Here is a 19,957-nt window from a genome sequence, read left to right on the forward strand (position 1 = left end):
TTATTACTTAGACCCATAAAATTTATATCCATCTTGCAACCTCTTCTAATGGCTTTCGTGGCCTTGGATATGGTGATTGATCTGAATATCCAATTGCTATTGCTGCTACAAGTTCATCTTTGCAATTTAACCATGAGCATATTTCTCTGTCACAATAAAATATGTCGCAAATCCAAAGAGTTCCTAATTTAAAATCCTGTGCTGCTAAAAGTAGTGTTTGTATCGCAGCTCCAATTGATTGAGTATCAGTAAGTAATCTATGATGATTATAATCTTCTTCAAAATTAGAAAAAGTATTAAATACTAAGATTACTGCCGATGCTTCATTAATTGAATTCATACTTAACTTCAAGCTACCAGTAGATTTATTCTCTTTTTTATTCTGATGTAGTGAATTCTCCATAATTCTTACCATCTCATCTTTTGTGCTATCCTGTGCAACAACAAACTTCCATGGTTGACGATTCTTTCCTGACGGTGCTTTAGTTGCTAATTCTAAGACCTTTTCTATTATCTCTTTTGGTACTACCTTATCTTTAAACTTTCGTATACTTCTACGCTCTTCTATTGCTCTTATTACATCCATACTAATCTCCTAAATTTAATACTTTTACTTGAATCATAAATCTACAGTTACTTATATTTATTTACTCTCACGAATTAACATACGTTATTATTTTCCCTATATCCTTCTTATCTGTAAAATCTACTGGTTTATCATAAATAGCAAGCATTCCTTTTTCATCTGCTGATAAATCTTCCTGCTTCTTATTTTTTATTTTCAATTTTAGTAATGTCATTAGAAATTTATCAAAAGAACTTAGTTTATTATAATTGAATCCACCTCTTAGATAAAAGAATTTGATATATTTTTGTTCATCTACTGTAAAGTTTTTATTTATTACTTCGTTTATAACATTATCTCTTAAAGGTGATGCTCCTGTTGCAAACACTACTAACCTCTTATCTTTAAGCTTGTTAATATTCTTTTTGATTAATCCTACCCCAATAATGCCTACTGCATACAAACTTCCACCATAAATTATAGTATCATACTTATTCAACGTATTAACATTCACCTTTGATGCATTAAAAATATCCGCTGATAACTCTTCTGCAATCCACTCCGCATATTTTTTTGTAAAGCCTGTTTTAGATTTATAGATTACTACTGTTTTCATTATCCACCTCTATCTAAGCAATTATATTAAATTACAGTTATATAAAGATTATCTTTTTCTTTGTAGACTTCATTAATTTCTTCTATTTTTTCATCAAAACTTGGGCTACTTTTTAGGAGCTTTATCAAGTTCTTTTTTATTACAAGCATGGATAGAACACAAAGCACAATTATACATTATAAAATCCTTCTTCCATTATAACCTTTTTTGAAATACTATGATTTACTAATGAATTCACCGCATAATTGTCTTCCATAATTAAATCAATTATAACATATATTGTTTATTTATTTTGTTGTATAGTTTCCATAAACTGTGTCAATAATTAAAACATAACTTCATATTAAAATAAAAAAGAGATAGCTTTTATTATCATCCACCTGATTTTTCGCTATCTCTATTTTTGCGTAAAAAAATAAAGATGAATCAGATATCTTACTCTAATCAATCTTTATTTTTATGTAAAACTAATTTTATGTTGTTATATTGCAAATGAGTCTTTTTTGTATTATACATAAAAAATAATGAATTAAATTTCTTCAATAATACAATTTTACAACTTACTATTGTTTTCTAGTAATTTATGACTATACACATATTGTTTATTAAATTTAACTCAAATCATTATTATCTCCAACGTTTAAGAGTTGGTAATAATGTTGTCATTTCTTTTCTTGCTTCTTCTTCCCCTATTACTTTTCCCAAAATCGGTACAATTAGCTCCACCATTTCTTTCATGGACATATTGGGATCAATAAATTTTCCGTCTTTATAGCAATTTGTACAATAAATACTCTCACTTCCATCTTGCTCTTTTGCTATAAAATGTGCATGCTCTTCATTAAACGGTAACCCACAACTCTGACACATCGCTACTTTTGTCATTCTTATCATTCCTTTCATATAATACACATAATTATTTAACCAACTACTCTTCTACACTTATTATAACATAGCTAATAAACATGCTACTATTTAATCATCACTAAATAATTATAATAATAACATTATCACCACTTATTCAAATATTTCTAATAGTATAATAATTATCTTATGTAATATTACATTAAATCTTTTTATTTTTATTGCTATCTGAAGTAACTATTTTCTCGTAATTTTATATAGTATATAATATAGAGAATATTTCTCATATTTAATTTGCAATCTGATCATGGTACCTTCTACTACTTTCTGCAGTTAGTTTAAATATAATAATAGCAGTAGTTTTTTATCTACTGCTTTTCTCCAATTATTAAAAACAAAAAATAGATTAAGTATTCCTACCCAATCTACCTTTAGTAATTTTTAATATGTTTAATTTATCCACGGTTATTATAACTGATTTACCTGAAAATCATACAGGTTTTGCATAATACGTATCATTATTACTTACCCAAATATTCCTGATAGGGAAGACGGACTGAAATTCCTGTTTCATCAAATTCGTAATTTGTACTATATAATGGATTTCTATTATACACATAGTTCATTCCAACATTGTAAAGAACTTTAGCAACCTCTGATGGGTCTTGAAATACGGAACCAGTCATCATGCCAGCATCAATTAATTCTCTGGCTTCTGGTATTGCCTCAATTCCAACTACCGGTATTGTTGGCGTATTCTCGCCTTTATTATAACCATATTCTTGTAATGCTTTAATAGCGCCTATAGCCATAGGATCATTATTTGCAAATATTGCTTCGATCCTATTTCCATATTGTAGAAATAATGCTTTAATAACTTCTTTAGCCTCATCTTCATTCCAATTACAAGCTCTTACTGCGAGCTCTTGAGTTTTTATTTTAGAATTATTAACCTTTAGAATAGGATACTCTGTTTCCTTAACTGCATCTAAGTTATTTTCCTGTCCCATTAGCATAATATATTGTAGTACATTATCTTTATTTTTATCCATAACTGATTTTTTCTCATTCCATAAATTAGTAATGATTCCTCCCTGCAATAACCCTGCTTCTTCTACCCTAGTTCCAACATAGCAACACTTGTTATAAGACTTTATAGCCTCAATAGCAGCAGGTTCTTTACTAAATAAAATTATTGGAATATTTACTCTTTTAACCTTCTCGACAACTTCTTGTGTGCTATGCGTTGTAACTAAATTCACTAAGAATAGATCAACACCTCTTTTTTTAATTAATTCATCTATGCTTGAATTTTGCACTGATTGATCATTTTTGCCATCATAAAAAGTAAATTTTATTTTCCCTTCATTCTCCTTTTGAATTTTTTCTAAGTTTTGACGTATTAATGATATATAAATATCATCAAAGCTATATAATAATACTGCAACATTAATTGGTCTGTCTTTACTGAAAATTTGGCTCGCATTAGCTATTTCTCTAGTACAAGATAACATTATAATTGTTATCATAAATGTAATAATTATATTATGTAATATCACATTAAATCTTTTCATTTTTATCCTCCGTATAATTCTTTATCTGAATAACATATAAATTTAATATATTCATTTGAAGATTTAAATCACATAATCAAATATATCTTATTTTATATTTCATTACAAAGATTTATACTAGGCATTTAGTGGGAGTTTACTTGCCTTAATTAATATTAGGGTACTTATACCACAGCAATAATACATTAAATTTATAATATATATTGCCAAAATAATCCTTCATTATAATTCTAAAAATATTGCGAGAATTTTAGCCATAATTGTACATTTTGAAATGTGCATCGTGAATTTCAACATATATAATCTCAACTTTAAATATAGTTTAATTTTTATTAAGCATTTAATTATTAATGGTAGAAATAAACTTATCAGTTAAATTAGATATCTTTTCATTCTTACGTGTACAAATAACAATCTCATTTTTTATATTAGCATTATCTACATAAATTCTGGTCAACTTCCCCATATCAATAAATTCTTTAGCAGCAATTGATGAACAAAAACTCACACCATATCCAGAAGTAGATGCCATAAGAGTTTCATGTAGCCCATTAAATTCAAGGGCTATGTCAGGTACTTTACTACTACTAATGTGGCAAAGTGATTCCAAAAGCACCCTAGCATAACTTCCTTTTTCCCGCATTATAAATGGTTCTAACATAATATTATCTAGACTAACCTTTTTGTTTGCATATTTATGATTTGGTGAAGCTACAAACCATAAATCATCATCCATTATTTTAATGGTATCAATTCTATCCGTATATTTCATTGCTCCACTCCCTAGAACTGCAACATCTACTTTATATGAGATAAGATGATCAATGGCTTCTTCAGTATTTAATGTATTAATCTCAACATTTATATCTTTATTCTCTTTCTTTAATTTAGCCGCCCACATTGGTATTAGAAAATTTGTTGAAAGATAATTTCCTGCTATTTTTAATGTACCATTTTTACCTTTTTTATAATTATCTATTAATGATTCCATTCTATTCTCTATTTTAAAAACTGCATCTGCTTCTTTTACCAATTGTTCACCTATTTCACTTAAACAAATGCCTCTGCCCCGTGGTAAGAATAATGTAATATCATTTTCTCTTTCAAACTTTTTAATTTGTGATGTGATTGCTGGCTGACTAATTTTTAATTGCTCTGATGCAACTGTTACACTTCCAGCTTTAGCTACCATATAAAACAATCTTAATCCATGTAAATTCATACTTTCTCCATTCATACATCTTATTTATGAATATAATAATAACATATATTATACATATAGATTTTGTTTTGATATACTCTCTTTATAAATTATTGCCGGCATTTTTTATACTAAAATATTTAGGAGCGAACTATGGGACAAACTATTTTATATTTAATTAGACATGGACAAACAAAATGGAATCTAGAAAAACGAATGCAAGGCCATAAAGATTCCCCTTTAACTGAATTTGGCATATCTCAAGCTCAAAAATTGCGTGATAGACTTATTAATGAAAAAATTGATTTAATATACTCTAGTGAAAGCAAACGTGCTTATGATACAGCTAAAATCATTCAGCATAATCGAAACATTCCTATAAACATAAAGAAAGAATTAAAAGAAATCCATATGGGAAAATGGGAGGGCATGAATCAAACAGATATTATTAATAAATATCCTGAAACTTGGGAAAATTTTTGGAATAACCCTTCTGTATATGTTCCAACTGATGAAGGAGAATCTTATGAAGAATTAAAAGCTAGGGTCATCCCATCAATTGAAGAAATTATTAATTTAAATCAAGGCAAAAGTATTGTTATTGTTACACATAGAATTACCTTAAAAGTTATCATGTCACATTTCATAAATCAAAATATATGTGATATTTGTAGAAATCCAGATATAGAATCGGCTAGCCTTTCAAAAATACACTTAGAAAATGGAGTCTTCAAAATACTATTATACGGAGATATATCTCACTATAAATAGAAATTATTTAGCCTAAAATACTTTTATTTTAATTAATATAATGAAAGGCAGATTAAACACCTCTATTTAACCTGCCTTCATCTCTTCTTTTAAATCAAGCTGACTTTTTTCTTAATTATCCCTTCATTTTTAGCTTGAACTAATAATTTATTATGTATCATTCTAGTTTTATTTATATCCACTAGAAAATCTTTATTATCCTCATATATAAGGTCTTTATATTCTGTAGCTTGATCATGTAGAACTTCTAATGCCTGTAATATTGTTAACATTTCAATCTCATTTAATTTTATTTCCATATAAACCACCTGATAAATTTTATTTCAAATTATCTATATGGCTATATTCGTAAATTTATATAATTACTTTTACTTTTTCGTAACAAAAATTACGACAAAAAAATACAGCCAACTAGTGGTTGCACAATTAATTAAGGTATACTAATGAAAAATTTTTCACAAGATTTATTATAATATGTTTTTCTGAACACTAGCTTAACAGCTAAAATATTCTTATTAATTCTCTACTATAAATTTATCTTCATTTAAAATATGCTTGTCTATCCAATCTACAACAAATTCTAATATCTTCTTTACTGACTCATCTTGATTTAGATCTATTTCGTATAAATCAATATTATCAATGGATTTTATAAAATCTTCATGTATTACTTTATGTGATAAGAATTTTTTATATCCTATACTCAACATATATTCCTCTTCAGATTTAAAATGAAATATAGTATACTCTTTTAATTCCCCAAGTATTTCAGTAATTCTATCATACTTATCAAGTATAAAATCATTTGTTAATAGTTTATAAGCACGATCTGCTATTTCAAATAATTTTTCATGCTGCTCATCAATTCGTTTTACCCCAATTTCATAATCCGCTTTCCATTTTACCATCAAATCACCTCAAGTAACAAAATTCTCTAATATTTTATCATATTGTGGCAATATATTATATATTCTTAATACTTAATGACTTTGGAAATATAGAGTGTACTTAAAAATCGCTTTTATTCAAACAGTAATAAACCTTATCATCATTCGCTTTATCATACTTAAATCCAGATTTCTCAATTACTCTTTTAGACTGATTATTGTTTACAAAGTGAGAACATACAATAGAATCAAGCTCTTCTTCATTAAAAGCATAATCAAGAACTTGTTTAAACGCTTCTGGCATTAAACCCTGTCCCCAATATTTTTGTGATAAAACACATCCTATTTCTTTTGAATTTATATCTATTCCTTCTGAATATTTGTGTAATTCAATCCATCCAATTACTTTATTAGTATTTTTTAATTCAACTGCCCATAATGAATCAGAAGAATCTATGATAAATTGCTTCAATATCTTTAAGCTCTCTTCTTTGTTATTCTTCACACTAAAGCCTGCTAAATTCGCAACTTTTTCATTTGACATAAATTCATGTAAGTTATCTAAATCAGAAATTTTCCACGGTCTTAAAACCAATCTATTACTCTCTAATATTCTCATTTCTAATTTATCCTCCAATATTTTGTCTAAATTGCATATTCACTTCAGCAAATAAATATGACTTATATTTCCATACTTACTAATTCTTATAAATTCCCTTTAGAGTATATTGCTCCCAAATATGTCCATCCATTTCATGATATAATTCATTTAATAAAAATCCTTTTTTTAGATTTAGCAGTTTATCTAAAGCAAAAACATGAAGCTCATAAACATGTGCTTTGTCTGGTGGTGTCATACCACCATAATAACAAGAAAGTTCTTTTGATTGCTGATTACCCTGCAAGCTAGTCCAGCTATTTGTGCCTTGTATAAAATCCTCTGTTGTCTGGCTCTCATTATCTTTCAATTCACTCCTTGTAATATTGGCTGCAAGCCAATGTATCCAAGCAAAACCTCCTGTTACTGGATAGGCATCTTTATCTTCTAATATTATTGCAAATGACGCAGTATTTACTGGAGCATTTTCAATTTTTAATGGAAGAGAAAAAGTTGGAACTCCATTCTCATTAAAATGTTCTCCACGACTGCCATATTTATCTTGAATAATCCCATTTATAATACCTGCACTTGTTGCTATCATATATATTACCTCCAAAGCTATTATTTATAGGCAAATTATAGCAAAGAGCTTTTATAACGTAAATTACTAACTTTTTTGTGGGTATTACTCTGGAATAACCTTTTTTTCAATCAATGTCTTTTCCATACCATGTTCCTTTAAGTAATCAATCCCAATGGATTGCATGATTTTTAGGGCATCTATAATCTTTATTCCCATATCTATTGTTAAAGAGTATTCCACACGAAGAGGGTAGCCATCAAATGATCTCTTTTCCACAAATCCATAATCAATTAATTCTTTTAATTGCTCTAATAGCATTTTTTGATTAATCCCATCAATATCTCTTTCTAACTTAGCTAATGATGTAGGACCTAATCGCAATCGCCATAATATAATAGATTTCCATTTTCCTTTAATCATATCGTGTACTAGTTCTAAAGGACACGTATATTCTTCTCTTATTTTCATTGTATCTCCTAAAAATAAATTCTTATTTATACTACCTTTGCAGGTAATTCACTTTTATATAATCAATCCATTTATCTTGAAGCTCCTCTTCTGTCATTCCAAAAATCTCCACAATACTATTGGGTGTCTTTATTAAGTTTCGCAACTTTTCATACCCAAATAGTTTAATTATTGATTCTACTATGGTATATGAGTATTGATATCCATTACGTGCAAAAAAAGTTTCAAAATCCGCTCCTGTATCTAGTTCTTTAAATGTAGGAATAATATTATTTTCTAATCCATTTTTGACAGTTTTTATTATCCAGTTTTCATTATTGTCTTTTGCTTCATAACATGCTATTCCTTCATTTAGCCATCTAGGTGTATTATCATTTATCTTATTTACTATCATGTGTACAAATTCGTGAACTGCTGTATTTAATACGTTATAAAAATCAGAACCTGGTGGTGGATTTAAAGGTGATGCTATTACAATTTTCCCCACCCCAATTCCGCCTCTCACCCAGTCAGGCGCATTTGGAAATCCTAATGCAATATGAAGTTCATTATGGTCTGGGTGTATTTCTATAGTTAATTTTTCGTTAAGTTGCATATTTAAGTTATTAGTAATCCTATTATAGTTATCTTCAAGGACATTAGAGACTTTATCTATACATTCTTTATCAAATTGAGTATAACAAATTATGAAATTTTGAGTTTCTTTTCTTAAATTTAGTTTATAATCTTTCTCTCTATTAACATTTTTAATTTCTAGATTATCTAAGGATCCCTCTACTTTTCCTGCCATTTTAATTTTACCCCTTTAATGATATTTTTACATATAAACACATATCTTTATGTAGAAATCATATTTATTCAATAATAATACAACTTCTCTATATATTAATTTTAAATTTTCAATAATATTATAGAATTGTATATTTGTTTCATAACCATTCTAACTATCTTTCTATACAAATTTAAAATAATTAATTACAATAAGAATCATCAAAATAAAAAATATAAAATAATCAGAAACCATTGCAAACATCTCATCTTTTCTTCTCATCTTACTAAAAAGATGTAAGCAACCTGCTAGTCCAAAATATATTCCACCTGCTACAGCTGCTGTTAATTGAAATTCTGGAAACGGAAGTGATAATATTCCAATCATGCCTAAACTTATATTCGCAAACCCAACTTCCCTAACAATGCGAAAACTGTTCTCTTCATTTACTTTAAATATTTCTTTTGCTGTAAATGAAGGATTTATTGATTGCTTTAATCCTGCTGTAAGTAATCTTAATCCAACTCCAGAGAAAACAAACCATTTAAAAATCAAGCTAAAAGGACCAATTTCAGATTTATTAATTAGAATATTAACTGTAGACGCAATTACAGGTAGAAGTATAAAAAATATAATTACTGATATTTCATATAAATCAATTTTCTTCATTTATTCTCTCCCTCCTATATTTAAATCTTTGTATATAATGATAAATCTGTAAATAACTTTTAGATTGAAATTTAACGATATTTGCGATAATAGAAGTAACTATCACTCTCCATATTAGGTTGTTTGTGACCAATTGGAGTTCTTTTCTCAAACAATTTAAATTGCGCTTTTTCGGCCACTTTACATGACGCAATATTTTCACAATCGATAGTAAGAATCATATATGGAATGTCTGATACGCTTATGCACCATTCATACAATGCTCTTAGTGCTTCTGTTGCATATCCATTTCCAGCATGATCTTCATCTATAAAATATGCCATTTCAACTTCATTTAGTGTATCTTCTAATCCCATTCCAACCATGCCAATTAACTCATCTGTTTCCTTTAATGTCACAGCATATCTTTTATTTTCATAAATATCCTTTGAATCCTTTTGTGTCTTAAGCCAATCAATGTAGCCTGAAAGCCTTCCTTTAACAGTGCTATTTTCAGACCAGTCTTTCATAAACCTTATTACATCTTTTTGCCATATGATTTTCATTAAATTTTCTTTATCTTTATGTTGAAAATCACGAATAATTAATCTCTCTGTATTTATTAGCATATTTTTCACCTCATCTTAAAATAATACTTTTTTCATTCTCTTTATTAATATAAAACTCTCTATAAAAATATAAATTATCATAATAATTAATGGCATAATTAAATTAGCTATATTAAAATGCATAAGATCTAAATATGCTGTTGAAACTTCATTTATAGGAGGAAAAATCCACATCACATATTTTGAATATGGAACCTCATTAATTACTGGTCCTTTAATTATACTCATTAATACAATAAAGATTGCACCTAGTATGGCCATTTTTCTATTTGATATTATTCTTGGTTGCAATAGCATTCCAATTAATGCTCCTATTATTGATAAAAACATGTGGATAATAAATGAAACAAATATATCGCTGAATGTAACAGGATATTTAAAAACACTACAAATAGTAGGAATTCCAATAGACAGTGTAGAAAAAAATAATCCTACTACACCCATAAAAATAATTTTAGATATCCAGTAGCGTGTATGACTCTTTAACTTTAATATTAAAACTTCTTCCGCAATTAATTCTATATTGCTGCAATAAGTAAAACCAATCCATGTCATTAAAGCAAAGAGAAAGGCTGCTGAAGATACCATGCTGCCTACAATATCAAGGAATGCTACGGAATAAGAAATTGCCATATATATTATAAAAATAAAAAAAGGCATTATATATTTATGAGACTTCATGTACATTTTAAAATTATATTTTAATACTGATATTAACATAAGTTACGTTCCCTTTACCTTTCAAAATACTTTAAAGTATAGCCACTATTGATCATTTCTGTTAAAACCCTATTGCTTTCACTTACTTTTGTTTTAAATTCTATATAATCTTCATTTTCATGATAATCGTAGATACCCTCAATATTTTGAGTTACAAAGGATTTATCTGCTTCTTTTCTGTAAAAAGTCATTGAAGCATATTTATCAGAGCTAATATCTGTCCTTTTGATTTCGAATATTTTAGAATCTTTAACCTGTAATATTCTACTAGATAATTGATCTATTAAAAATACTTCGTGACATGACATTATTACTGTAACGCCATCTTTTATAAGCTCTCTTACCATTCTAATAAACGTTTTTTGTGAATCACTGTCCTGTCCAGATAGTGGTTCATCTAATAACAAAATATCTGGTTTTGACAAAAGTGCCTGAACTACCGAAATCTTCTGCAGGGTTCCTTTAGATAAGTTTTTCATAGAAGTGTTTATCATATTTTCTAAGTTAAACTCCTTATATAAGTAATTAGTTTTCTTCAAAAAATCATCTTTTGATATTCCTTCTATTTCCCCTATTAGCTTAATATATTCACCTGCTTTTATATTAAGCTGCGAAAAATTCTCCGGAATATAATTAAATTTAAGATTTTTGTCTCGAATAACCTCACCAGAAGTTATACTTGTAAGACCGCACAAAATCTTTATTAACGTGCTTTTCCCCATACCATTATGCCCCGTTAAAGCAATACTTTCGCCTTTCATTATATCTAAACTTATATCATCAAAAATTAATCTATCATCATATTTTTTCACTAAATTTTTTATTTTTATTATTGGTATATTCATAATATGCCCCCGTTTATCATAATAAGCATGACCATCTTCGTATTATACCACTTTTTACATAATAATAAAAATAATTACAAAATCATAAATTTAATATACAATTTAAAGCTTAATTTATAATGGTTCGATATAACCATTTATTAAATATACCATGTTATATAAATTCTAAAATAGTAGCTCCACTAATTGGCTCTACTATTTTGGAATTTGTCCTATTTCTTATGATCTATATTTTAGACATATTTTAATGCTAAATTATCCAATTCAGTTTTCAATTTTGAATTATTAAATTTAGCTGCAATTGGGAAAAATATCTCTATAGTTTCTTTAGCCTTTTCATTCCATCTTTGTGAATCCATAAATTCTATTGTCCTCATATTATGAAGACGATCTGCTAATTTTATCATAATAGCATGCTCATCAAAGGATTCTTTATTTATTATCTTTGAATATCTGTCATTAAAATTAGTTACATCATCTATCATCTTTGCAATTTTTACTGAGAAACTTTCTTCTACTTCTTTTAATGTCACTCCAGTTTTTTCTTCAATTATGTCATGCAATAAACCTGCTATAATTGTTTCTTCATCAGCCTCCATTTCAGCTAATATGATCGCAACATTGATAGCATGTGTGACATAATCTTCACCTGATTTTCTCTTTTGACCTTTATGAGCTGATAAAGCTAAATTATATGCCTTTTCTAACATTTTGAAATCATCAAATATTTTATTACTTCTAATAGTTTCAATTAAAAAACTATATAATTCTTTTGGTTCTTTATAATTTTCAGTCCCTTTTAAATATATATTCGCGCTTTCATATACTTTATTTTGCTTCATATAAAAATCACCGCCTTCAAATAATCTTTGAATATAAATAGCATGAATAAATGTAGGTGAAAAGCCATATTTTCTTCTAAAAGCTTTCGTAAATCCACTATGAGTTTCATATCCATACTCAATTGCAACATCTAGTATTCTTTTTCCTAGCATAATATCTTCAGTAGCCCTAAAAAGTTTTCTATCCTTTACATACTCCATAAGAGATACACTCATTTGTTCCCTAAATATCCTTGAGAAATGATATGTTGAATATCCCATTTTTTTAGAAATGCATTCTACTGTTAGCTTTTCTGTAATATTATCTTCAATATATTGAAGACATAAAAGAATAACCTCATTATATTTCAATGCTCTCCCCCCTTAATTCCACGTGGTAATTATATTATAAATCTATTACTTATTTATTGTTGTTCCACTTTTGCTATAATAATGATAAATTGAAATTGTTGTATAAATCTATTTACTTATTACAAATAAGTAAATGAATTTGTAATAATCAAAGAATAGCCTGACAATAGCATATATTGAACAATAAAATAAACCCAACAGAAAACTTATATTCTCTGTTGGGTACAGCTTTATATATAAATAATTATTTTGCAGTTCTAATACATATTTCATTAAAAATAAAGGATGAACTATATTATTTAGGACTTATATAATATTAATAATTCTATTTCAAATTTTTACCAGTAAATGCTAAAGGTAGAATTTCTTCTAATGTATGTTCTAAATATTCTTCTGTGCTTTTAGCAATAATTATTTTAAAAGTCTTTAGATCACAGAACTCTGCCATAACTTGCCTACATACTGCACAAGGTGCACAAAAATCTCCTTCACCAGGTTTTACCCCTTTTTTATTTCCTACTACTGCTATTGCAATAAATTCTTTTTTCCCTTCAGAAATTGCTTTAAAGAAAGCTGTTCTTTCTGCACAGTTTGTTGGTGTAAATGCTGCATTTTCTATATTACAGCCCTGATATATTGTTCCATCATCACAAAGTAAAGCCGCACCTACATTAAAATTAGAGTATGGAGTATAACAAAACTTTTGTGCCTCAAATGCTTTTTCTATCAATACTTTTGCATCTATCATATTTTATTACCAAACCTTTCTTTAAAATTCCAATATATTACTATATATTAAGGAATTAAATTGTACCACTATTATACAAGCATGTAAATATAATTTAATATGATTTAATATAGATACTCAACTCTTAACTTAGACTTATGCAATACTTCACTGAAAGTAGAAACATTGTTATAGTGCATTTTCTTTGTATTTTGCTCCTACATCTTCTACTTCTCTCCTAAATCTTATAATCTGTTTTCCATCAGAAATAAATAGCCCTAATAATGTTAAGATAATTCCTATAATTGAAATAAAGGTTATTTTCTCATGTAAAATAACAGCAGATGAAGCAGCGGTTATTACAGGTACCATATAAATATATATGCTTGTTTTCACTACTCCCAAAATCTTAACTGACCAATTCCAAGTTACAAAGCATAATGCAGATGCTCCAAAACCTAAATATAGGATATTCATTAGATTTGATACGTTAGTAAATCTATATAATTGAAGCTTAAAATCACAAATAAATATGGCAGGTATCATAAAAATTAATCCATAGAAAAATACTTTGCGAGTACAGATAATGGTATTATATTGAAATTGACTAATTTTCTTCATGACAACAGAATAAACCGCCCATAAAATAGCAGCAAGTATTGCTAATATATCACCAAATGGATTTAATTTTAAAACAAATTTTCCGTTAAACTCGATAAGAAGTATCCCTATTATTGCTATTGTAAGTCCAATGAAAAAGTATGATGTTAACTTTTCATTATCTAAAAACAGATTAGCAAAAACAGCTGTAAAAAATGGAGCAATTGAAATAATTACACCTACATTAGTTGCAAGGGTATAGTTCAATGCGATATTTTCACAAAGGAAATACAAGGTTACTCCTGCTAACCCAGCTGCTGCGAAATAAAGTTCTTGTTTCAATTTAGCCTTTTTTATATGATATGGGCATATGCAAAGCAATGTAAGATATCCAATTATAAATCTAAAGATTAAAATTTCAATTGGTGTAAAATCTTTTAATAATACTTTAGTTGAAATAAAGGTTGTCCCCCAAATTAATATTGTCATAACTGCTGATAAATGACCTGCCCTAACTTTGTTATTACTCATTTTCTTTACTCCTACATCTATTAATAAAAATATTCATATACTGCTTTGGCGTTAATCCAATCAACTTTTTAAAAAAGTTTGTAAAATGACTTTGGTCTGTGAATCCTGTTTTGAATGCTACTTCTATTGGAGTAACTCCTTGTTCCAGCATTTTTTTCGCCTTACTAATCCTAATTGTTTGAAGATAATTATATGGTGATATTCCCTTTTGCTTAGTAAAAGAATGTAACAAATAATATTTACTTAATCCAGTTAAATTGCTTAATTGATTTAATGTGATATTTTCCATATAATTATTTTCTAGATAATCACACACTGTCTTAATTTCCACACTAGCTTCCTGTATAGTCATTTCAGAAACTGGATTTGAATATTCCCTTATCAATTGCTCAATTATGAATAGAAACAATTCCTCTTTTTTTAAATTCCTCTCCTCCTCCATTATCATAAGATGTAACTCTTTTAAAGAAGATGTAAGTTCATTACGGAATAAAACAAATTCCATAAAATTAGGCAGATATTCTTTTCCTGTTATTTCAAATGTGATTTTTTTCATAACATCTTTCTTAATATTAATGCACCTATAATCAAGCGCCCTGTCATCAATTTGTTCGCATGTATGAATATCACCAGGATTGAACACTATTAAATCCCCTGTTTCTATAATGTACTGCTTATTTTTGCAAGACAAATATCTTTTCCCATTCTCAATAAATCCAATAACATAATAGTCGTGAAAGTGATTTGGAAACTTCTGCATGATACCTTTAAAGTTATAAGCCTCTATGCTTAGCTCTGTATCAAAACAAACAGTCCTAACTTCGTTTAACATCTATTTTCCTCCTTTCCTTATGTCTATTTTCTAAGAATATCATAGAAATTAAAATAGTTCTTGTATGATGTTGTTCAACTTTTTATTTACCATGATTTCAGAAATTAATATGTACAATAATAGATTTTTATATATTCTTGCCACCGCTCATATGGAAACCTTTTAAATATTATGATATAATTTCCATGTATAATTCAATAGTTTTGTGGGCTACTGGTATCACTTACCTCTTTTTTTGAATGGAGGTGATACTTATCAGTAATGACGTTTTAACATTACTATTTCAAGGTGGATTATTCTTAATATCGCTGTTAACATTGATAGTGGTTCTTATAGAAAAAATCTCAAAAAAATAGTAGCCCCAGGTTCAATTGGAAGGCTACTATTTTTTAAATAAAAATCTTAGTGATACCAGTTGCCTAAGCAACTAGAATTATATACTATAGTGAAAAGCATATTGCAGTATGTTTTTCACTATTTTCATTTTTATACTATTTCCTTACACTATATGCAAGTTTTATTAAATAAATCATAGATTTAGACTCTTACTTATATTATATCAATTTTCACTAAAAAATAAACACATATTTTTATTGAAAATTACCTCTGTAAAGGATCCTGTATATTATTATATTTACTAAAGTTATTAGTCTTACTCAGTTATTTCTATTCTATTCCCATCTGGATCCAAAATACAACTTTCATAATATCCATCTCCAGTATAGCGAGGTTCACTTACTACTTCATAACCTGCATTTCTTAATGACTCAGTAAGATTATTAACTTTTTCAACACTGCCAACAGAAATGGCAATATGAATTAATCCAATATATTGATTAATAGTATCATTTAAATTTGAAGGAATTGTTGGCATCTGCATAACTTCAAGTCTTGCTCCTGAATCAAATTTAATAAAATATGATTCAAATTGTTTTTTATGATTAGTATATTTATCTCCAGCAACTCCTTCAAAATAAGTAACATAAAAGTCTCTTAATTTTTCTATATCCTTAGTCCATATAGCCACATGTTCAATTTTCATATTTACACTTCCTTTACCTTTAGTATTAACTTTAAATTTCTGCGCTAATTTATTAAATTTAATTAAACGTTGTAATCATCAACATCGAACTCATTGTTTTTATAATAATATTTGCGGTCTTCTTCTGTAATCTCGCGTACAACCTTACATGGATTTCCTACTGCTATCACATTATCTGGAATGTCTTTAGTCACTACACTTCCAGAACCAATTACAACATTATTCCCTATTTTAACACCTGGATTTATTACAACACTTCCACCTACCCACACGTTATCTCCAATTATAACGTCAATTCCATACTCATAACCCGAATTTCTTGACTCTGGATGAATTGGATGCCCAGCAGTATAAATTGATACATTAGGTGCAAACAAAACATTCTCACCTATTATTACCTTCCCTACATCTAATATCGTGCAGTTATAATTAGCAAAAAAGTTATTGCCCACTTCAATATTTTTACCATAATCACAGTGAAATGGCTGCTCTATGCAAACTTTATCACCAGTCTTACCTAGAATATCTTTAATAAGTTCCTCCATTCTATTCATTTCATCTGGACGAAGTAAATTATATTCATGTATTTTTAGCTTATTTTCCATTCTTTCTTCACCAAGTCCATCTAACCAAGCTTTATATGGTAATCCTGCTAGCATTCTTTCCTTTTGATTCATCTTTCTATTCCCCTTTTCTTTATCTATATAATTATTTTATTCTTCACCTTGAGGTACTTTGTATTTAAATATAGCAATTAATATTAAAGAAACACTATACACAACTGTAAATGCCAATGAAAATGCTATTCCATTTCTCATTGTTGCTGAATATATCATTCCTGCAATAACTCCTGCAATGCCTTGTACAAAGCTAATAAATGATATTCCTTCTGCAATTAGTTTATCATCTAAATGCCTCTGTGCAAACGCAAATGGAACAACTTGATGTATTCCAACTCCAATACCAATAATTGCAGTAGATAATATGATCACAAAGTAACTTGATATAAACAATGTTAATACATAAATAAGTGTTCCTATCAAAATAGCGCCTGACATCAGTATAAAAATTGCCTTTGTACAACCTTTCTTTGAAATATATATGCCAGAGGCACTCGATAATATCATAACAAATATATTGCAAGGAGCAAGAACAACAGCACTAATAGTAGTGTTTGCTCTTAAAACTGTCTGTGCATAAAGTGGTATGTAATTACCACTACATGAAATGCATGTAGCTATAAAAGTAATTAAAATAATTGTTAAATATCCCTTTTGTTTTAGTAATTTTACAATAAATAATTCTTTTTTATTGCTTCCATTTATATGAAGATTTTCTCCTTTATCATATTCCTTTATGCTGCTTTTTATAATGATTCTATTTTTTGTTTTACTTCTTGGCATAAAAAATCCCACAAATATCATTCCAATTATAAATAAAGGAAACAGTATAGCAAGGGATATCCTCCAACTCCATCTCTCTGTAAATATTCCACAAAGTACTGGACCCAAAATGAGCGTCAATGAATAAACTGTCTGCATAATTCCAATCCTAACTGGATACTCTTCTTCAGATACTATATCGTTTATCATTGTAAATACATTTGCAAAAAATAGTCCCCAAAAGAAACCTGAAGCTCCTCTAGCAATAAGAAATACAGTTCCATTTGATGCTGCTGCACTAATTCCAACGCTTAAAGCAAAAGCGCCTACACTCCATATATACAATTGTTTACGTCCAAAATATTCTCCTGCTCTACCAGACATAAGTAATGATATGCTTCTTGCTAGTGGTTCTATTACAAACATAGCATTAAACAAATCTATCCTGCCATATTCACGAAAAGCTGTAGCCGCATAAATTCCTGTGCTGCTAACAAGGTAGGATGTACATATATTTATTATAACAAGTCCAATAAATACTATATTTGCTTTATCTAAGTTTAGTCTTTTGATTTTCATATCTCTTTTTCCACCTTTTGAATATTTGCCATTTTCAAATTGCTTTATGAGCCTGTCTATATTATAATAATATTCCATAACAACTAATAAAAATATAAGAATAAGCTATATTTTTATAACAATAGTATATTAATTGATATTCATACCGTTTGGAGGGGAAACTATGTTAAAGATGACACTATTAAATGATAACTCAGAAGTTGTATCTTATAACTTCGCGGATTTTCCTATTCGTGCAAAAAAGTCTTTGCTTTCAGACTATCCAGCTATGGCTGCTTCTAACCATTGGCATACTGACTGGGAATTCATCTTACTTTTAAATGGTAAAATGTCTTATTCTGTAAATGGTAAGAGCTATGAATTACAAGAAGGGCAGGCAATTTTTATAAATTCTGAGCAGATGCATTATGGATATTCTGCTGATGGTTCTGATTGTAATTTTATATGTATTTTGTTTCCCCCATCCCTTATTTCTAGCATTACAAGAATCAAGGAAACTTATATACTGCCAGTATGTGAAGACACATCCAATCCATTTTTTATATTTCATCCCGAAATCACTTGGCAAAGAAACTTGATTGAAATTTTGAAAAACATTTATGAATTATGTAATGAACAAAAAGATGGATTTGAATTATATGTAATGAGCCTTTTTAATACAATATGTTTTAGCCTTTATAACAATATAAAAGATAGCATTTCCATTCAAGAAACAGCTAATGATAAAAAACTTGAAGCTATGCATAATATGACAGGATATATACAGAAAAATTATCAAAAAAGAATCACTTTAAATGAGATTGCTGCTGCTGGAAATGTATGTCGTAGTAGCTGTTGTGATATTTTTAAGCTCATTTTGAATAAGACTCCTGTTTCCTATTTAACAGAATATCGTCTAGAAAAGAGTATTGAACTCCTAAAGATTTCTTCCCTTTCAGTTACTGAAATAGCACTTCAATGTGGATTTACAGGCTCAAGCTATTTTACGGAAATATTTCATAAAACAATAGGGTGTACTCCTTCAGAATACAGAAAAAAGAAATTTAATATTTTATGATAAAAAAGATTAGTACATGATGAGGAAAACATTGTAGTCAGAGAAATATTCTGAAAGTTGGCATTCCATTCCCCTCATCTGTAAATAAGAAATGTTGGTACATATTTTTGTGTAGACATCCTATCCTCCTTGATCTTTAATACCTTTTAATACAGTAACTTATTAGGAAGATAGAATTTGTCTACTTTTTATATAACTCTTTTTGACTTTATTCTACCATTTAATCTTCAATTAACAGATTTTAATCCTCTATGGTCTGTTTTATTTTTATAA

At 28.2% G+C, this 19,957-nt stretch carries 25 protein-coding genes; 3 read left to right on the plus strand and 22 right to left on the minus strand.

Annotated features, from left to right (window positions below; genetic code table 11):
* Nucleotides 1-22 precede the first annotated feature (22 nt).
* The 5 genes from PZA12_RS17490 to PZA12_RS17510 all read right to left on the minus strand — a co-directional run bounded on the left by PZA12_RS17490 (nt 23) and on the right by PZA12_RS17510 (nt 4,841).
* A complete protein-coding gene (locus PZA12_RS17490) occupies nt 23-586 on the minus strand; it encodes a nitroreductase family protein (RefSeq protein ID WP_103697771.1) in 564 nt (187 codons plus the stop codon).
* A 67-nt stretch (nt 587-653) separates the two neighbouring features.
* Nucleotides 654-1,181 (minus strand): flavodoxin domain-containing protein, encoded by a 528-nt coding sequence (locus tag PZA12_RS17495; protein ID WP_103697772.1) that lies wholly within the window; start codon nt 1,179-1,181, stop codon nt 654-656.
* Nucleotides 1,182-1,808: 627 nt separating this feature from the next.
* Entirely contained in the window at nt 1,809-2,066 is a 258-nt protein-coding gene (locus tag PZA12_RS17500; RefSeq protein ID WP_077839901.1) for a zinc ribbon domain-containing protein, read from the minus strand.
* Nucleotides 2,067-2,566: 500 nt separating this feature from the next.
* A complete protein-coding gene (locus PZA12_RS17505; RefSeq protein WP_078116614.1) occupies nt 2,567-3,619 on the minus strand; it encodes a galactose ABC transporter substrate-binding protein in 1,053 nt (350 codons plus the stop codon).
* Nucleotides 3,620-3,959: 340 nt separating this feature from the next.
* A complete protein-coding gene (locus tag PZA12_RS17510) occupies nt 3,960-4,841 on the minus strand; it encodes a LysR family transcriptional regulator (protein ID WP_078116615.1) in 882 nt (293 codons plus the stop codon).
* A gap of 132 nt (nt 4,842-4,973) precedes the next feature.
* On the opposite strand from PZA12_RS17510, the gene PZA12_RS17515 reads away from it, so the two are divergent.
* The gene (locus PZA12_RS17515) at nt 4,974-5,591 is read left to right on the plus strand and encodes a histidine phosphatase family protein (RefSeq protein ID WP_078116616.1); all 618 of its coding nucleotides are present in this window, start codon (nt 4,974-4,976) and stop codon (nt 5,589-5,591) included.
* Nucleotides 5,592-5,680: 89 nt separating this feature from the next.
* Here PZA12_RS17515 and PZA12_RS17520 read toward each other — a convergent pair whose 3' ends face one another.
* The 14 genes from PZA12_RS17520 to PZA12_RS17585 all read right to left on the minus strand — a co-directional run bounded on the left by PZA12_RS17520 (nt 5,681) and on the right by PZA12_RS17585 (nt 15,624).
* Entirely contained in the window at nt 5,681-5,890 is a 210-nt protein-coding gene (locus PZA12_RS17520) for a hypothetical protein (RefSeq protein ID WP_103697773.1), read from the minus strand.
* Between the two features lie 216 nt (nt 5,891-6,106).
* A complete protein-coding gene (locus PZA12_RS17525; RefSeq protein WP_103697774.1) occupies nt 6,107-6,499 on the minus strand; it encodes a bacteriohemerythrin in 393 nt (130 codons plus the stop codon).
* Between the two features lie 100 nt (nt 6,500-6,599).
* Nucleotides 6,600-7,097, minus strand: a complete 498-nt coding sequence (locus PZA12_RS17530; protein WP_103697775.1) for a GNAT family N-acetyltransferase — start codon at nt 7,095-7,097, stop codon at nt 6,600-6,602.
* A 79-nt stretch (nt 7,098-7,176) separates the two neighbouring features.
* Nucleotides 7,177-7,680 carry a YbhB/YbcL family Raf kinase inhibitor-like protein gene (locus tag PZA12_RS17535; protein ID WP_103697776.1) on the minus strand — a complete coding sequence of 168 codons (504 nt, stop codon included), beginning with the start codon at nt 7,678-7,680 and terminating at the stop codon, nt 7,177-7,179.
* Nucleotides 7,681-7,764: 84 nt separating this feature from the next.
* Nucleotides 7,765-8,130 (minus strand): winged helix-turn-helix transcriptional regulator, encoded by a 366-nt coding sequence (locus PZA12_RS17540; protein ID WP_103697777.1) that lies wholly within the window; start codon nt 8,128-8,130, stop codon nt 7,765-7,767.
* A gap of 31 nt (nt 8,131-8,161) precedes the next feature.
* Complete coding sequence (locus tag PZA12_RS17545; RefSeq protein ID WP_103697778.1) at nt 8,162-8,920, minus strand: peptidase MA family metallohydrolase; 759 nt, start codon at nt 8,918-8,920, stop codon at nt 8,162-8,164.
* Between the two features lie 162 nt (nt 8,921-9,082).
* A complete protein-coding gene (locus tag PZA12_RS17550; RefSeq protein ID WP_103697779.1) occupies nt 9,083-9,568 on the minus strand; it encodes a DUF6790 family protein in 486 nt (161 codons plus the stop codon).
* 71 nt (nt 9,569-9,639) lie between these two features.
* Complete coding sequence (locus PZA12_RS17555) at nt 9,640-10,176, minus strand: GNAT family N-acetyltransferase (RefSeq protein ID WP_077869119.1); 537 nt, start codon at nt 10,174-10,176, stop codon at nt 9,640-9,642.
* A gap of 15 nt (nt 10,177-10,191) precedes the next feature.
* Entirely contained in the window at nt 10,192-10,896 is a 705-nt protein-coding gene (locus PZA12_RS17560; protein WP_103697780.1) for a hypothetical protein, read from the minus strand.
* A gap of 14 nt (nt 10,897-10,910) precedes the next feature.
* Nucleotides 10,911-11,741 (minus strand): ATP-binding cassette domain-containing protein, encoded by an 831-nt coding sequence (locus PZA12_RS17565; protein ID WP_078116623.1) that lies wholly within the window; start codon nt 11,739-11,741, stop codon nt 10,911-10,913.
* 233 nt (nt 11,742-11,974) lie between these two features.
* Nucleotides 11,975-12,934: a helix-turn-helix domain-containing protein gene (locus PZA12_RS17570; RefSeq protein WP_103697781.1), complete on the minus strand. Its 960-nt coding sequence runs from the start codon at nt 12,932-12,934 to the stop codon at nt 11,975-11,977.
* 325 nt (nt 12,935-13,259) lie between these two features.
* Nucleotides 13,260-13,682, minus strand: coding sequence for a cytidine deaminase (locus tag PZA12_RS17575; RefSeq protein ID WP_078116625.1), 423 nt, complete (start codon nt 13,680-13,682; stop codon nt 13,260-13,262).
* A gap of 168 nt (nt 13,683-13,850) precedes the next feature.
* Complete coding sequence (locus PZA12_RS17580; protein WP_078116626.1) at nt 13,851-14,792, minus strand: DMT family transporter; 942 nt, start codon at nt 14,790-14,792, stop codon at nt 13,851-13,853.
* A complete protein-coding gene (locus tag PZA12_RS17585; protein ID WP_078116627.1) occupies nt 14,785-15,624 on the minus strand; it encodes a helix-turn-helix domain-containing protein in 840 nt (279 codons plus the stop codon). Before PZA12_RS17585 ends, PZA12_RS17580 begins: the two co-directional genes overlap by 8 nt.
* 239 nt (nt 15,625-15,863) lie before the next feature.
* Between PZA12_RS17585 and PZA12_RS17590 the strand changes: the two genes are divergently transcribed.
* Nucleotides 15,864-15,980: a putative holin-like toxin gene (locus PZA12_RS17590; protein WP_241407488.1), complete on the plus strand. Its 117-nt coding sequence runs from the start codon at nt 15,864-15,866 to the stop codon at nt 15,978-15,980.
* A gap of 296 nt (nt 15,981-16,276) precedes the next feature.
* Here the strand turns inward: PZA12_RS17590 and PZA12_RS17595 are convergent, their stop codons facing one another.
* The 3 genes from PZA12_RS17595 to PZA12_RS17605 all read right to left on the minus strand — a co-directional run bounded on the left by PZA12_RS17595 (nt 16,277) and on the right by PZA12_RS17605 (nt 18,627).
* Nucleotides 16,277-16,666, minus strand: a complete 390-nt coding sequence (locus PZA12_RS17595) for a VOC family protein (RefSeq protein WP_017210922.1) — start codon at nt 16,664-16,666, stop codon at nt 16,277-16,279.
* Between the two features lie 62 nt (nt 16,667-16,728).
* Nucleotides 16,729-17,343 (minus strand): sugar O-acetyltransferase, encoded by a 615-nt coding sequence (locus PZA12_RS17600; RefSeq protein WP_077839914.1) that lies wholly within the window; start codon nt 17,341-17,343, stop codon nt 16,729-16,731.
* A gap of 36 nt (nt 17,344-17,379) precedes the next feature.
* Nucleotides 17,380-18,627 carry an MFS transporter gene (locus tag PZA12_RS17605; RefSeq protein ID WP_078116628.1) on the minus strand — a complete coding sequence of 416 codons (1,248 nt, stop codon included), beginning with the start codon at nt 18,625-18,627 and terminating at the stop codon, nt 17,380-17,382.
* Nucleotides 18,628-18,790: 163 nt separating this feature from the next.
* On the opposite strand from PZA12_RS17605, the gene PZA12_RS17610 reads away from it, so the two are divergent.
* Nucleotides 18,791-19,684 (plus strand): AraC family transcriptional regulator, encoded by an 894-nt coding sequence (locus PZA12_RS17610; RefSeq protein ID WP_078116629.1) that lies wholly within the window; start codon nt 18,791-18,793, stop codon nt 19,682-19,684.
* Nucleotides 19,685-19,957: the final 273 nt, after the last annotated feature.

Source organism: Clostridium beijerinckii (assembly GCF_036699995.1).
GTDB classification, from domain to species: Bacteria; Bacillota; Clostridia; order Clostridiales; family Clostridiaceae; genus Clostridium; species Clostridium helianthi.